General features: G+C 68.2%; 12 protein-coding genes. 8 read left to right on the top strand and 4 right to left on the bottom strand.

Annotation, left to right across the window (positions count from 1 at the left end; genetic code table 11):
• The first annotated feature begins 107 nt into the window (after nt 1-107).
• A complete protein-coding gene (locus A5646_RS08395; protein WP_066877703.1) occupies nt 108-449 on the top strand; it encodes an aminopeptidase in 342 nt (113 codons plus the stop codon).
• Nucleotides 450-455: 6 nt separating this feature from the next.
• Here A5646_RS08395 and A5646_RS08390 read toward each other — a convergent pair whose 3' ends face one another.
• Nucleotides 456-2,234 carry an SDR family oxidoreductase gene (locus A5646_RS08390; RefSeq protein WP_067021222.1) on the bottom strand — a complete coding sequence of 593 codons (1,779 nt, stop codon included), beginning with the start codon at nt 2,232-2,234 and terminating at the stop codon, nt 456-458.
• 198 nt (nt 2,235-2,432) lie between these two features.
• Here A5646_RS08390 and sucB point away from each other — a divergent pair, with 198 nt between their 5' ends.
• Genes sucB through A5646_RS08365 form a run of 5 tightly spaced genes read left to right on the top strand, consistent with a single transcriptional unit; the run spans nt 2,433 to nt 7,638 of the window.
• A complete protein-coding gene (sucB, locus tag A5646_RS08385; RefSeq protein WP_067021220.1) occupies nt 2,433-4,217 on the top strand; it encodes a 2-oxoglutarate dehydrogenase, E2 component, dihydrolipoamide succinyltransferase in 1,785 nt (594 codons plus the stop codon).
• Between the two features lie 16 nt (nt 4,218-4,233).
• Complete coding sequence (locus A5646_RS08380) at nt 4,234-5,157, top strand: TIGR01777 family oxidoreductase (RefSeq protein WP_067021218.1); 924 nt, start codon at nt 4,234-4,236, stop codon at nt 5,155-5,157.
• 48 nt (nt 5,158-5,205) lie between these two features.
• Nucleotides 5,206-5,907, top strand: coding sequence for a lipoyl(octanoyl) transferase LipB (gene lipB / locus A5646_RS08375; protein ID WP_066862658.1), 702 nt, complete (start codon nt 5,206-5,208; stop codon nt 5,905-5,907).
• Nucleotides 5,904-6,827, top strand: coding sequence for a lipoyl synthase (gene lipA, locus A5646_RS08370; protein ID WP_067021216.1), 924 nt, complete (start codon nt 5,904-5,906; stop codon nt 6,825-6,827). Before lipB ends, lipA begins: the two co-directional genes overlap by 4 nt.
• Nucleotides 6,828-6,885: 58 nt before the next feature.
• On the top strand, nt 6,886-7,638 hold the full coding sequence (locus tag A5646_RS08365; protein ID WP_066877696.1) for a DUF4191 domain-containing protein: 753 nt from the start codon (nt 6,886-6,888) through the stop codon (nt 7,636-7,638).
• Between the two features lie 137 nt (nt 7,639-7,775).
• Here the strand turns inward: A5646_RS08365 and A5646_RS08360 are convergent, their stop codons facing one another.
• Nucleotides 7,776-8,198: an RDD family protein gene (locus A5646_RS08360; RefSeq protein WP_067021213.1), complete on the bottom strand. Its 423-nt coding sequence runs from the start codon at nt 8,196-8,198 to the stop codon at nt 7,776-7,778.
• A 244-nt stretch (nt 8,199-8,442) separates the two neighbouring features.
• On the opposite strand from A5646_RS08360, the gene glnA reads away from it, so the two are divergent.
• Nucleotides 8,443-9,879: a type I glutamate--ammonia ligase gene (gene glnA, locus A5646_RS08355; RefSeq protein ID WP_066877693.1), complete on the top strand. Its 1,437-nt coding sequence runs from the start codon at nt 8,443-8,445 to the stop codon at nt 9,877-9,879.
• 65 nt (nt 9,880-9,944) lie between these two features.
• On the opposite strand, the gene A5646_RS08350 is transcribed toward glnA, so the two are convergent.
• On the bottom strand, nt 9,945-10,556 hold the full coding sequence (locus tag A5646_RS08350; RefSeq protein ID WP_066862831.1) for a TetR/AcrR family transcriptional regulator: 612 nt from the start codon (nt 10,554-10,556) through the stop codon (nt 9,945-9,947).
• 62 nt (nt 10,557-10,618) lie between these two features.
• A complete protein-coding gene (locus tag A5646_RS08345; protein WP_197505148.1) occupies nt 10,619-11,926 on the bottom strand; it encodes an FAD-dependent oxidoreductase in 1,308 nt (435 codons plus the stop codon).
• Between the two features lie 306 nt (nt 11,927-12,232).
• Here A5646_RS08345 and A5646_RS08340 point away from each other — a divergent pair, with 306 nt between their 5' ends.
• Nucleotides 12,233-15,103 (top strand): adenylate/guanylate cyclase domain-containing protein, encoded by a 2,871-nt coding sequence (locus tag A5646_RS08340; protein ID WP_197505147.1) that lies wholly within the window; start codon nt 12,233-12,235, stop codon nt 15,101-15,103.
• Nucleotides 15,104-15,112: the final 9 nt, after the last annotated feature.

Below are 15,112 nucleotides of genomic sequence, written 5' to 3'. Positions count from 1 at the left end.
GATACCCGGCAATCGCCGGGTTATTCGGCGTCAACGCCGGGTTTACCGGCGCATGCCTGCGGCTAATCTCCCTAGCGGTCGAAATCCCCGCGACGAAAGGCGAGACCATGACGGTGCGACGGTTGATCATCGGCGTGGGCGCCGTGCTGTTGTTGGCCGGAATCATCGGCCTGCTGGCGCCGGTGTCGGTTTCCGACAGCAACGGCCACTCGGTCGGCTGCGGAAACGCCGTGGCGACGGACCTTTCCGCGGCCCGCAGCGCGAACAACAGCAGTGGGGCGAACATCCCGATCCTGAACCAGATCGTCCCGCACACCGACTACGTCGCGCAGTGCCAGTCGTCGGTGGGCAGCCGGCGCGCATGGGCGATACCGCTGGCCGTGCTGGGGGTCATCGCAATCGGAGCGACGTTGCTGACCGGACGCCGCGGGGCGGCGACGGGCGCTTAGCGCGGCTCAGATCACGCGGATGCGCGCGGCGTTGCGCAGCCCTTGCGGCGCGACCCGCGAAAGCCCGTACAGCGCATAGGCTTCCGGCGCCACCGGGCGAATCGGTTTCTTCTTCTGGACCGACGACAGGATCGCGTTGGCGACCTTGTCGGGGCCGTAACGCCGCAGCGCGAACATCCTGCCCAGCTGGCCGCGGCGACCGTCGACGGCGTCGGCCTGCTTGCCGGCGGGCGCGTCGAACCGCGTGGTGTTGATGATGTTGGTGTCGATGACGCCGGGGCAGATGGTGGTCAGGCCCACCCCGGCGGCGTCGAGTTCGGCGCGCAGGCAGTCGGAGAACATGAAGGTCGCCGCCTTCGACGTGCAGTAGGCGCTCAGCGACTGCAGCGGCGCGTAGGCCGCCATCGACGACACGTTGACGATGTAGCCGCCGGTGCCGCGCTCCACCATCCGCCGCGCGAACGCCCGGCACCCGTTGACCACACCGCCCAGGTTGACGTCGAGCACCCGGTTGAACTGCTCGGGAGGGGTGTCCAGGAAGCCGCCGGCCTGTCCGATGCCGGCGTTGTTGACGACGATGTCCGGGACGCCGTGCTCGCCGCTGACCCGCTCGGCAAACGACTCCACCGCCTGCGCGTCGGACACGTCGAGCACGTAGGCGTGCGCGACGCCGCCGCGAGTGGCGATCTCGGCCGCGGTGGCCTTGACGGCCGCCTCGTCGATGTCGCTGATGACCAGCTCGGCGCCTTCGCGCGCGAAGGCGAACGCGGTCTCGCGGCCGATGCCGCTGCCGGCGCCGGTGACCGACACCAGGGTGTCGCCGAACGCCCCGCGGGGCCGCCCCACCTGCGCGCGCAGCAGCGCGCGGCTGGGCTGCTTGCCCTCGGCCTGGTCGGCGAACTCGTGCACCGCCGCAGCCATCACCTGCGGGTGCGACATCGGCGAGAAGTGACCGGCCTGGATGTCGCGGCGCCACAGCCGCGGCACGAAGCGCGGGGTGTGGTCGTAGCCGTAGGGCCGCACGTACTTGTCTTTGGTGTTGACGATGAGCTGCACCGGCACGTCGATGACCGCGACGCCCTGCTTGCGACCGGAGAAGGAGCGAAAGTAGTTGGCGGGATAGGTTTTCACCGACCGGGCGGCATCGGCGGCCAGTTTGTCGGAATGGTGGATCCGCTCGACGGGGATGTTGTCGACGGCGTTGCGGCGCAGCGCCGGGACCGACAGGGTCAGCCGCAGGAACAACGGCGCGAGCACCGGGATCGAGAACAAGATCATGTAGCTCAGCCGCAGCGCCTGGCTGATCGCCCGGATAAAGGTGCGCGGCTTCCAGGGCGCCCGCAGCCCGCTGAAGATGTAATCGACCAGTTGGTCCTGAGCGGGTCCGGACACCGACGTGAACGTGGCGACCCGGTCGCTGGCGCCGGGGCGCTTCAGGTAGTGCCAGATGCCCACCGAGCCCCAGTCGTGGGCGAGCACGTGCACGGGCCGGCCGGGGCTCAGCTCGCCGGTCACCGCGGCGAAGTCGTCGGCGAAGCGGTCCATGCTGTAGGCGGACACCGGCTTGGGCGCCGAGGACATCCCGACGCCGCGGTTGTCGTAGCGGATGATGCGGAACCGCTCGGCCAGCAGCGGGACGACCCCGTCCCACAGCACGTGCGAGTCGGGGAAGCCGTGCACCAGCACGACGGTGGGGCCCTCGGGGTTGCCCTCTTCGTAGACCGCGATGCGGGCGCCGTCGGCGCTGTCGACAAAGTGTTGGGGTAGTTGTGGTGTTGGCGGCATCTCCGACCTCCCCGCTCTGGCTGGACTGGCCACACCGTAGCAAGCGTGATCGGTGTCACCCGCCCGGCGCGGGGTATCTGCCCTGGATGTGTGCCGACAACGGCGCAGTGACAGGATAGTTTTGGATTGCGACTTCGCCTTCCACACGCGAGCTGATCGACCCGCCCCGACCCACGAGCGATCGAGGAGTCAGAAACGATGGCCTTCTCCGTCCAGATGCCGGCACTCGGTGAGAGCGTCACCGAGGGGACGGTCACCCGCTGGCTCAAGCAGGAGGGCGACACGGTCGAGCTCGACGAACCGCTCGTCGAGGTGTCGACGGACAAGGTCGACACCGAGATCCCCTCGCCGGCCGCGGGTGTGCTGACCAAGATCGTCGCCCAGGAGGACGACACCGTCGAGGTGGGCGGCGAGCTGGCCGTCATCGGCGACGCCGCCGAAGGCGGCGGGGCGGGCGGCGACTCGCAGGCGCCGAGCCAGCCGGAGCCCCAAGCGCAGCCGGGGCCCGAGCCCGCGCCCGAGCCACAGCCGGAGCCCCAGGCTCAGGCCCAGCCGGAGCCCGCGCCCGCCCAGCAGAGTTCCGGCGGCGGCGACGCGACCCCGGTGCTGATGCCCGAGCTCGGCGAGTCGGTGACCGAGGGCACCGTGACCCGCTGGCTCAAGCGCGTCGGTGACTCGGTCCAGGTCGACGACGCGTTGGTGGAAGTGTCCACCGACAAGGTCGACACCGAGATCCCCTCGCCGGTCGCCGGTGTCCTGATCAGCATCACCGCCGAGGAAGACGCCACGGTGCCCGTCGGTGGCGAGCTCGCCCGCGTCGGCGCCGGTGCCGAGGCCGCCGCGCCGGCGGCACCCGCCGCTCCCCAGCCGCCGCCCGCGCCCCAGCCCGAGCCCAAGCCCGAACCGGCGCCCCAGCCCCAGGCGCAGCCCAAGCCGCAACCCAAGCCCGAACCCGCGCCGCAGCCCAAACCTCAACCGGCGCAGGCCCAACCGGCAACTCAGCCGGCAAGCCCGGCTGGTGACGGCGCGCCGTATGTGACGCCGCTGGTGCGAAAGCTGGCCGCCGAGAACAACATCGACCTGAACTCGATCACCGGCACCGGGGTCGGCGGGCGCATCCGCAAGCAGGACGTGCTGGCCGCCGCCGAGGCGAAGAAGGCGCCGCCGCCGGCCGCGGCGGCTCCCGCCGCGCAGGCCCCCGCCGCCCCCGCGGCGCCCAAGGCCGCTGCGGCGCCGAGCCCGGCGCCGGCGTTGGCGCACCTGCGGGGCACCACCCAGAAGGCCAGCCGGATCCGTCAGATCACCGCGAACAAAACCCGCGAATCCCTGCAGGCCACAGCGCAACTCACCCAGACCCACGAGGTCGACATGACCAAGCTGGTGGGGTTGCGGGCCAGGGCCAAGGCGGCGTTCGCCGAGCGCGAGGGCGTGAACCTGACCTTCCTGCCGTTCATCGCCCGGGCGGTGATCGACGCGCTGAAGATCCACCCCAACGTCAACGCGAGCTACAACGAGGACACCAAGGAGATCACCTACTACGACGCCGAGCACCTCGGCTTCGCGGTCGACACCGAGCAGGGTCTGCTCTCCCCCGTCGTGCACAACGCCGGCGACCTGTCGCTGGCCGGGCTGGCCCGGGCGATCGCCGACATCGCCGCGCGCGCCCGCTCGGGCAACCTCAAACCCGACGAGCTGTCCGGCGGCACCTTCACGATCACCAACATCGGCAGCCAGGGCGCGCTGTTCGACACCCCCATCCTGGTTCCGCCGCAGGCCGCCATGCTGGGCACCGGCGCCATCGTCAAGCGGCCGCGGGTGATCGTCGACGAGTTCGGCAACGAATCCATCGGTGTCCGCTCGATCTGCTATCTGCCACTGACCTATGACCACCGGCTGATCGACGGCGCAGACGCCGGCCGCTTCCTCACCACCATCAAGCACCGTCTCGAAGAGGGCGCGTTCGAGGCCGACCTCGGCCTGTAACGAAGGACAACCGAACGTGGCTCGCGCCGGCCAGCAGGCCCTCATCGCCATTGCGGGTTCGTCCGGCCTGATCGGTTCGGCCCTGGCCGCGGCCCTGCGCGCGGCCGATCACCGGGTGTTGCGCATCGTGCGCCGCGCACCGGCGAATGCCGATGAGCTGCACTGGAATCCCGAGAGCGGCGACCTGGATCCCGACACGCTGACCGGCGTCGACGCCGTCGTCAACCTGTGCGGCGTCAATATCGGCAAGCGGCGATGGTCGGGCGCCTTCAAGCAGAGCCTGCGCGACAGCCGCATCGCCCCCACCGAGGTGCTGGCCCACGCCGTCGCCGACGCGGGGGTGGCGACCCTGGTCAACGCCAGCGCCGTCGGCTTCTACGGCAACACCAAGGACCGCGTGGTCGACGAAAACGACCGTGCGGGAACGGGTTTCCTGGCGCGGCTGTGTGAGGACTGGGAGGCCGCCACGCTGCCGGCCCAGTACGGCGGCGCCCGGGTGGTGCTGGCCCGCACCGGGCTGGTGTTCTCCCCCGCGGGCGGCGTGCTGGGCCGGCTGCGGCCGTTGTTCCGCGCCGGGCTCGGCGCCCGGCTGGGCGGCGGACGGCAATACATGTCATGGATCACCCTGGAAGACGAAGTGCGCGCGCTGTTGTTCGCGATCTTCAACCCCGACCTGTCCGGCCCGGTGAACATGACCGGTCCCGCGCCGGTCACCAACGCCGAATTCACCACCGCGTTCGGGCGGGCCGTCAATCGCCCAACGCCGTTGATGGTGCCCAGTTTTGCCATCCGGGCCGCGCTGGGCGAGTTCGCCGACGAGGGGCTGCTGACCGGGCAGCGGGCCATCCCGTCCGCGCTGGAGCGCGCCGGTTTCGTCTTCCACCACAACACCGTGGGCGAGGCCCTCGCCTACGCCACCGCCAGCCGCGACCACGACTAGCGCCACCGGACTCGGTCCGTCCGGCCCGAGCCGAGTACCGTCGCGAACGTGATCGATTCCATCCGGTCCAGCCAGGCCCTGATCGACGTCCGCCCGCTCGGCATCGTCGACTACCGCGTGGCCTGGCAGCAGCAACGCGATCTGGCCGACGCCCGGGTGGCCGGCGGCAACGACACGCTGCTGCTGCTCGAGCACCCCGCGGTCTACACGGCGGGCCGGCGCACCGAACCGCACGAACGGCCGGTAGATGGCACTCCCGTCGTCGACACCGACCGCGGCGGCAAGATCACCTGGCACGGCCCGGGCCAGCTGGTCGGGTATCCGATCATCGGCCTGGCCGAACCGCTCGACGTGGTGAACTACGTGCGGCGGCTGGAAGAGGCGCTGCTCAAGGTCTGCGCCGACCTGGGCGTGGACGCGGTCCGGGTGCCGGGCCGGTCCGGGGTGTGGGTGCCGGGCACCGACGGCCGCCCCGACCGCAAGGTTGCCGCCATCGGCGTGCGGGTGTCGCGCGCGACCACCCTGCACGGGTTCGCGCTCAACTGCGACTGCGACCTGGACGCGTTCGGCGCCATCGTGCCGTGCGGCATCAGCGACGCCGGTGTGACGTCGTTGTCGGCCGAGCTGCGCCGCCCGGTGTCGGTCGAGGATGTGCAGACCGCTGTCGCCGACGCGGTGTGCGACGCCCTGGACGGGGTGCTGCCGGTGCAGGACCACGCGGCGGCCGCGCGCGTAGCATCGGCGCTGTGACTGTCGCACCGGAAGGACGCAAACTGCTGCGCCTGGAAGTGCGCAACGCCGAGACCCCGATCGAGCGCAAACCGCCGTGGATCCGGGTGCGGGCCAAGATGGGCCCGGAGTACACCCAGCTCAAGAGCCTGGTCCGGCGCGAGGGGCTGCACACGGTCTGCGAGGAGGCCGGCTGCCCCAACATCTTCGAGTGCTGGGAGGACCGCGAGGCCACCTTCCTGATCGGCGGCGACCAGTGCACCCGCCGCTGCGACTTCTGCCAGATCGACACCGGCAAGCCCGCCGCCCTGGACCGCGACGAGCCGAGGCGGGTCGCCGACAGCGTGCGCACCATGGGGCTGCGCTACGCCACGGTCACCGGGGTGGCCCGCGATGACCTGCCCGACGGCGGAGCCTGGCTGTACGCCGAGACGGTGCGCGCCATCAAGGAACTCAACCCCTCGACCGGCGTGGAGCTGTTGATCCCCGACTTCAACGGCGAGCCCACCCGGCTTGCGGAGGTGTTCGAATCACGCCCGGAAGTGTTGGCGCACAACGTGGAAACGGTGCCGCGCATCTTCAAGCGGATCCGACCCGCCTTCACCTACCAGCGCAGCCTCGGCGTGCTGACCGCGGCGCGCGAGGCCGGGCTGGTCACCAAGAGCAACCTCATCCTCGGCATGGGCGAGACCCCCGACGAGGTGCGCACCGCCCTGGCCGACCTGCACGACGCGGGCTGCGACATCATCACCATCACCCAGTACCTGCGCCCGTCGGCGCGCCACCACCCCGTCGAGCGCTGGGTGAAGCCGGAAAAATTCGTCGAGTTCGCCCGGCACGCCGAGGAGCTGGGCTTCGCCGGGGTGCTGGCCGGACCGCTGGTGCGCTCGTCGTATCGCGCGGGTCGGCTCTACGAGCAGGCGGCCCGCAGCCGCGCCTGACGCCGCCGGCGCCCGGTGGCGGCGTCTGCCCCATAGCGGCCCTACGTATTCTTTGACTATGGCTAAATCCCGCAACGCCGCGCAGAACAAGGCCGCCCGAGCGCAGGCGCAGGCCGCCCGCAAGGCCGCCGCGCGGGAGCGCCGCACCCAGTTGTGGCAGGCGTTCAACCTTCAGCGCCAGGAGGACAAGCGCCTCCTGCCGTACATGATCGGCGCCTTCGTGCTGATCGTGGGCATCTCGGTGGCGGTCGGTCTGTGGGCCGGCGGGCTGACGATGATCACCCTCATCCCGCTGGGCGTGGTGCTGGGCGGGCTGGTCGCCTTCATCGTGTTCGGCCGCCGCGCCCAGAAGTCGGTCTACCGCAAGGCCGAGGGTCAAACCGGGGCCGCCGCATGGGCTTTGGACAACCTGCGCGGCAAGTGGCGGGTGACCCCCGGGGTGGCCGCGACCGGGCATTTCGACGCCGTGCACCGCGTCATCGGCCGGCCCGGCGTCATCCTGGTCGGCGAGGGGACGTCGACGCGGGTGCGACCGCTGCTGGCGCAGGAGAAGAAGCGCACCGCCCGCCTGATCGGTGACGTGCCGATCTACGACATCATCGTCGGCAACGGCGAGGACGAGGTGCCCCTGGCGAAGCTGGAGCGCCATCTCACCCGGCTACCGGCCAACATCACCGTCAAGCAGATGGACACGCTGGAGTCGCGGCTGGCCGCGTTGGGGTCGCGCGCCGGCGCGGCCGTCATGCCCAAGGGGCCGCTGCCCAACGCGGGCAAGATGCGTGGGGTGCAGCGCACCGTCCGCCGCCGGTAGCGGCGATCGCAAGCGCGGCGAAGCCGGGCGCGGCGGGTCGCCGCCATCAGCTCAGCGGCGATCGCAAGCGCGGCGAAGCCGGGCGCGGCGGGTCGCCGCCATCAGGTCAGCCCGGTCAGCCCGGTCGGCTCCTCAGGTCAGCGTCGCACCACGGCCGTCGCGGTCAGCCGATCCTGCATGCCCCGGCCGTCGAAGTCGGTGAACAGCGCCGGGACGACCGTCCCGACCAGCACTCCCCGCACCACCGCCCGGCCAAGGCCGACCAGGTCGCGTCCGTCCAACGTGACCACCTGCAGGCGAAGCGCGAGCTGGCCTGGGGTGAACCCGAACAACCGCACGAAGAGCACGCCGAGCACGAACCAGATCACCAACACCGCGGTGGCCAGCACCGGTTGGGAGAACAAGGCGAAGCGCATGGCCAGCCCGGCCAGCCCGTAGGCGATCAACCAGTCGATCATCAGCGCGCCCAGGCGGCGGCCCATCGGCGCCAGCGATCCCGGGCCACTTTCCGGCAGGCCCAGCTTTTCGCCCGGATATGCGGATCGCGATTCGGCCATCATCGGCGCGGACCGCGGTCCGAATAATCCGCCGGGACGGCCTGGTAAGGAGGGCAGACGGTGCGCCCGGTCACCAGAAAAGATACGATCTTGCGATCCATGGCCCCACAATAGAACCCGCCGCCCAAGTGGCCACTTTTAGCGTGTGGCATGGTCACGTAACGTGCGCGCAACATCGGGTTGACTGACGGGCAACATCTGCTCCATAGCGTCAGGCCGCGGATCTCACCAAGTAAAGGAGCACTCTGTGACGGACAAGACGCCCGACGACGTCTTCAAACTCGCCAAGGACGAGAACGTCGAATTTGTCGACGTCCGGTTTTGTGACCTGCCCGGCATCATGCAGCACTTCACAATTCCGATTTCATTCTTCGACGAGAGCGTTTTTGAGGATGGTTTAGCCTTCGACGGTTCGTCGATTCGCGGATTCCAATCCATTCACGAATCCGACATGCTGCTCCTCCCCGACCCGGCGACCGCGCAGATCGACCTGTTCCGTGAAGCAAAGACGCTGAACCTCAACTTCTTCGTGCACGACCCCTTCACCCTCGAGCCGTACTCGCGCGACCCGCGCAACATCGCCCGCAAGGCCGAGAACTACCTGATCAGCACGGGCGTGGCCGACACCGCCTACTTCGGCGCCGAGGCGGAGTTCTACATCTTCGACTCGGTGAGCTTCGACTCGCGCACCAACGGCTCGTTCTACGAGATCGACGCGATCTCGGGCTGGTGGAACACCGGTTCGCCCAACGAGCTCGACGGCAGCCCCAACCGCGGATACAAGGTGCGCCCCAAGGGTGGCTACTTCCCCGTCGCCCCCGTCGACCACTACGTCGACCTGCGCGACAAGATGCTGACCAACCTGATCACCGCCGGCTTCAGCCTGGAGAAGGGCCACCACGAGGTGGGCACCGGCGGCCAGGCCGAGATCAACTACAAGTTCAACACGCTGCTGCACGCGGCCGACGACATGATGCTCTACAAGTACATCGTCAAGAACACGGCGTGGCAGAACGGCAAGACCGTGACGTTCATGCCCAAGCCGCTGTTCGGTGACAACGGCTCCGGCATGCACACCCACCAGTCGCTGTGGAAGGACGGCAGCCCGCTGATGTACGACGAGACCGGTTACGCCGGCCTGTCGGACACCGCCCGCCACTACATCGGCGGCCTGCTGCACCACGCACCGTCGCTGCTGGCGTTCACCAACCCCACGGTGAACTCCTACAAGCGCCTGGTACCCGGCTACGAGGCCCCGATCAACCTGGTCTACAGCCAGCGCAACCGGTCGGCGTGTGTCCGCATCCCGATCACCGGCACCAACCCGAAGGCCAAGCGTCTCGAGTTCCGCTGCCCCGACTCGTCGGGCAACCCGTACCTGGCGTTCTCGGCCATGTTGATGGCCGGCCTGGACGGTATCAAGAACAAGATCGAGCCGCAGGCCCCGGTCGACAAGGACCTCTACGAGCTGCCGCCTGAGGAGGCCGCCAACATCCCGCAGGCGCCCACCCAGCTTTCCGCGGTGATCGACCGGCTCGAAGAGGACCACGAATACCTCACAGAGGGCGGCGTGTTCACGCCTGACCTCATCGAGACGTGGATCAACTTCAAGCGCGAAAACGAGATCCTGCCGGTCCAAATCCGGCCGCACCCTTACGAATTCGCGCTGTACTACGACGTCTAAAGACGTCGACAACCAACGACGGCCACCCGGTCGGCGATCGACTCCACGATCGCAGGCCGGGTGGCCTACTGGTATCCGGTTCTGCCCAGCATCGCGGCGAGCTGCCGAAGCAACGAGGTCCGAAATCGATCCGCCGACGGGTTCGGAAAACGCAGCACGCGGGGAATCATTGCTCCGACGAGCGTGGCGAACAACAAATCGACGACGTCTTCGGGCGAGACCACCGGCGCGAACACGCCTGCGTCGCGCCCCTCGATGACGGTGCGCACGAACGGCGCGCGGTAGCGCGACCAGCCTTCTTCGCCGTAGTCGCGCAATTCCGCGTCGCGAATGCCGGAGCGCCAGAATTCGATGAGCAGCTGATGGTTGCGCAACGGAGTGTTCAGGTTGCGATCTATCATCGCCACCAGGCGATTCCAGGGATCGGTTTCGGCGTCGGCCACCGCCTCGAACGCGGCAACCTCCATCTCCGTGGCGTGCCGCATCGCCTCGATGAGCATGTCCTCGCGTGAGCCGAAATAGTTCTGCAGCGTGCTGATGGCGACGCCACTGGCCGCCGCGACGTCGGCGAAGCGGGTATTTTCATGGCCCCGCTCCGCCAGCACTGCGGCGGCGGCTTCGACGGCCGCGACTCGGCGCGCGCCGCCGACTCGTCGGGCGCGGCGTTCAACGGGCATTGCTGTATGGTACGAGAATACCAGATTTTGGCAACCCCGGCGGACGTTGTCGATGCGCGGTCTCAGACAGCGACGCGCGGTGGGATGTTGTGGTTGAGGCGGAAGGTGTTGCGCGGGTCGTACTTCGCCTTGACCGTCCGCAGCTCTTCGTAGACGTCGGGCGCATAGGCCCGGCGGGTGCGGTCCTCAGGCGTGTCCGCCGGGCCGACGAAGCTCGGATTCGCCATGCCGTGCAGCCAAGGATCAAGCGCCGCAACAAGTTCGCGGCCCGAGTTACGATAGCCCGCCACTTCGTCGCCTGGGGGCACGACGGTCAGGGCGAACATGGCATAGGCGGCATCCCGCGCACCCACCGCGTTGGGGAAAGCCGCGGGTTTGCTGAAAGCCCCTTGCAGATGCCGGATGTCGACGATATTGATCGCGCTACCGGATCCGGGGCCGGCCACGTCGACGATGGCGCCAACGGTGTCTTGGCCCAGTTCCCGAAGCAGCGCGAAATGCTCAACCGCCGGCGCGGGATCGGTTGGATCGTTACTGATGGTGGCGAACTGCGCGTAGGGGATGCTGGCGACACCGTCCGCCAGCACCGGAGCCGCCCGACGCAGCGGGTCGATCAGCCGGGCACCGATGGACGGGTCGCCGACATAGGAGACCCGTACCGATACGGTCAAGCGACCCTGCATGAAGGGCGGAAGGCCGGGCAAGGGAGGTAGATTGAGCAGCGCCAATCCCGTCGTCAACTCATCGGGTGCTGATGCGGTGAGCTCGCGGAAGGCCTCCAGCACGCGCCGGCTGTGTTCGCCCGAGTAGAACAGTGCACCGGCGTACAACGATGTCACTGGGAACAGCGCGAACTTCATCGCGACCACCACGCCGAAATTGCTTTTCCCGCCCAGCAGCGCACCGAAGAGATCGGGTTCGGATACTGCTGATACGCAGCGCAATTGGGCATCCGCGGTGACCACGTCGATGTCAGTGACGTGGTCGGCCGCCCAGCCGTACTTGCGCCCCATCGTCGCACTCGCCCCGCCGCCAAGGGTGTAGCCGACTACACCCACTCCCGGGGAGGACCCCGGCAGTGGAGCCAGCCCATACTTCGCGGCGGCGTCGACCAGCTGTCCGAATCGGACTCCGGCTTCCACCCGCGCGCAACGGTTTTCGACGTCGATGAATAGGCCCGACATTCGGCTGGTTGTGATCATCAGAGTATCCGCGTCGGCGGGCACCGTCGGTCCATGGCCGGTATTGAGGACGGCAACATACAGACCGCGCTCGACCGCGAACCTCACCGCCTCGGAGACGTCTGCCGCATCGGCGGCGCCCACCACGACCGCGGGCCGGTGTCGGACCGCCGTGTTGAACACCGCCACTTCGCTGCCGTAAGCCGTGTCATCTTCCGTGAAGACCGGCCCTCGAACAACATCCCGAAGCTTTGAAAGTTCGTCTCGCCACGGTTGCATCGCCGCCGCCCTCCATCTCGGTGAAGTCCCACTACGGTATGACGCTATGGTATGACCATACCGACAAGAAAGATCTCGGTGTGTCCGAGGTCACAGGGCGCTGGTGCGCGGCCACCCGGTTCACTCCGGCCCCGCCCGACGGGCATGCGCTGGCCGCCAAGTCGGCTTGACCGCGATATCGCGGACACCGTAGATCGGCGGTGAAACGATATCGATGTGGGTGACCGGGTTCGCGGCGCGCGTCAGGCGGCGGGGTCGTGTCGGTCATGCGGCACCGAACTGTCACCGGGCTCGAAGTTCTGTCATCAGTGCGGCATGCCCGTCACACACCCGGACCGCTCGGCTGAGTACAAGCAAGTGACGGTGCTGTTCGCCGACGTGGTTCATTCGATGGATCTCGCCGCGACGCTGGGAGCGGAGCGCCTGCGGGAAATCATGGTCGAACTTGTCGATCTGGCCGCTGCGGTCGTCCAGCGTTACGGCGGCACGCTGGACAAGTTCACCGGTGACGGGATCATGGCGTTGTTCGGTGCGCCGGCGGCGTTGGAGGATCACGCAGTTCGTGCATGTCTTGCAGCGCTCGGCATCCAGCAGGCAACGCGTCGACTGGCCGGCGCGGTCAGCCAGCGGGATGCCGTCGAGTTGCAGTTACGCGTCGGCCTGAACTCGGGTCAGGTGATCGCTGGTGAGATCGGTTCGGCCGCCTTGGGTTACACCGCGATCGGAGACCAGGTCGGCATGGCACAGCGGATGGAGTCCGTGGCGCCGCCAAACGGTGTGATGCTCAGCGCATCCACCGCGCGGTTGGTCGAACGCACTGCGGTCGTCGGCGAGCCGGAGCTGGTCCACATCAAGGGCAACGATCAGCCGGTCCAGGCCCATCGATTGATCGCCGTGCCGGAACGTGATGCCCCCGCCGTCGGCACCGCGTCGAGCCTCGTTGGCCGGCAGTGGGAGATCGCCGCCGCTGAAGGTTTGTTGGCTCGGGCCGCCGGCGGGCATGGCGGCGTGCTCGCGTTGGCCGGACCCGCGGGCATCGGCAAGAGCCGGCTAGTGCAGGAGATCACCGCGCCAACGAGAACACTCGGAGTCGAGGTGTCGCGGGCTTACTGCGAATCGCACACCAGCGAGGTCTCGTTTCAGGTGGTCGCGCGATTGCTGCGGTCGGTGACGGGCATACGGGGCCTTGACGACGGCGCGGCCCGCACCCGAATACGTGCAAACAATCCCGCCGCCGACCCGCAAGATCTGCTGCTCTTGGACGACCTGCTCGGTATCGCCGCTCCCGGCGAGACGCTGCCCGCCATCGATCCCGATGCCCGACGCCGGCGGTTGACCGCCCTGATCCGGGGCATGGTGTTGTCTCGTCGGACACCAGCGGTCTACGTCATCGAGGACGTGCACTGGATCGATGAGGCCAGCGAATCCATGCTGGCCGACCTCCTCGCGGTGGTTCCCCGAACCGCGTCGCTGGCACTTATTACCTATCGCCCCGAATACCGTGGCGCGTTGACGACTATCGATGGCGCCCAGACCTTTGCCCTTGCGCCGCTGAGTGATTCCGAGACCTCAGCGTTGGTCGCTGAGCTACTCGGCGACGACCGGTCGGTCACCGACCTCACCACCCTGATCGCCGAAAACGCTTGCGGAAACCCATTTTTTGCCGAAGAGATGGTGCGGGACCTGGCCGAACGTGGGGTGCTCGACGGCAGCCGAGGAAGCTACCGGTGCGCCAGAGATGTGGCCGACGTTCGGGTGCCGGCGACTTTGCAGGCCACTCTGGCCGCTCGCATCGATCGGCTTGCGCCCCAAGCGAAAAGGACGCTGAACGCCGCGGCGGTGATCGGCTCCCGGCACGATGCGGCATTGCTGGCCAGCCTGGTCGCCAACCCCGACGTGAATTCACTGATCGAGGCCGAGCTGATCGAGCAGGTGATGACCGGCACCCGCACCCAGTACGCGTTTCGGCATCCGCTGATCCGCGCGGTCGCCTACGAGTCACAGCTGAAATCCGACCGGGCCGAGCTGCATCGCCGGCTGGCCACGGTGATGGAGCGGGATCCCGGATCCGTCGACGATAACGCCGCGCTGATCGGCGAGCACCGGGAAGCCGCCGACGACCTGTCCGCCGCCTACGCCTGGCGCATGCGGGCTGGTGCCTGGCTGATGGGGCGCGATGTCGTTGCGGCGCGGCGTAACTGGGAACGCGCTCGCCGGGTGGCCGACACCCTTCCTGCCGATTTCCCCGATCGTGCAACTTTGCGCAGTTACCCCAGAGCGATGTTGTGCCAGACCGCGTGGCGGGCGGGCACCGGCGTTGACGAGACCATATTCAACGAGCTACGAACGCTGTGCACCGCATCCGGTAACCAAGCTTTGCTGGCCGCCGGCCTATCGGGCGCCGAGTTGTCGTTGACGATGGCCAACCGTCACACCGAGTCGGCGCGGTTGGCTTCCGAACAGATAGCCCTGTTCGATTCCGTCGACGATCCGATGAGCATCTTCGTGGTGATGTCGGCGTCGATGTTCGCCAAGCTGCATGTCGGTGAGGTAGCCGAAGCGCTGCGCGTGGCGCAGGCTGTGACCGATCTGCTGGCCGACGACGGATCCAAGGGCAACATCGCGCGGTGGGGGTTGGGATCTCCACTAGCGGTCGCGGTGCTCTACCGGGCTATGGCCCGCGCGTGTCTCGGCGACCGCTCTTGGCGTGCGGATCTCAGACGCGCCATCGCGATACAGCGAGAGATTGCCGATGCGGCGATCGTCATCGTGATCACCTACGGCTACTCCCTGTCCATCGCGAACGGATTGCTGGTACCCGATGCCGCGGCGCTGGCTGAGACCGACGACGTGTTGCGCCATGCCGAAAAGTCTGGCGACGCAGTGGCATTGGCGCTCGCTCAGGTGGCTCGCGGCCTTGTCCTCACGCGCACCGCACCAGCAGATCACAGTGCCGGCGTAGAGCTCATCACCGACGGGCGCGCGGCCGATTTCGACGGCGTGGTCCAGGTGCCCGGTGTCGGCTTCCATAACTGTCCTGTCGATGTCGACCATCGATACGCCGAGCAGGTTTCGCTGCAGCAGTAGGGCCGCGCG

Origin of the sequence: Mycobacterium sp. 1245499.0, assembly GCF_001673615.1 — a bacterium.
In the GTDB taxonomy this organism is placed as follows: Bacteria; Actinomycetota; Actinomycetes; order Mycobacteriales; family Mycobacteriaceae; genus Mycobacterium; species Mycobacterium europaeum_A.
Note: the sequence above shows the minus strand (reverse complement) of the source record. Positions and strands in the feature narration are given on the sequence as shown.

Bases quoted from the DNA above. Each gene is read 5' to 3' on its own strand.
- A5646_RS08350 (WP_066862831.1), bottom strand. From the start codon at position 10,556: ATGCCCGTTGAACGCCGCGCCCGACGAGTCGGCGGCGCGCGCCGAGTC.
- A5646_RS08390 (WP_067021222.1), bottom strand. From the start codon at position 2,234: ATGCCGCCAACACCACAACTACCCCAACACTTTGTCGACAGCGCCGAC.
- sucB (WP_067021220.1), top strand. From the start codon at position 2,433: ATGGCCTTCTCCGTCCAGATGCCGGCACTCGGTGAGAGCGTCACCGAG.
- A5646_RS08360 (WP_067021213.1), bottom strand. From the start codon at position 8,198: ATGATGGCCGAATCGCGATCCGCATATCCGGGCGAAAAGCTGGGCCTG.
- A5646_RS08365 (WP_066877696.1), top strand. From the start codon at position 6,886: ATGGCTAAATCCCGCAACGCCGCGCAGAACAAGGCCGCCCGAGCGCAG.
- A5646_RS08395 (WP_066877703.1), top strand. From the start codon at position 108: ATGACGGTGCGACGGTTGATCATCGGCGTGGGCGCCGTGCTGTTGTTG.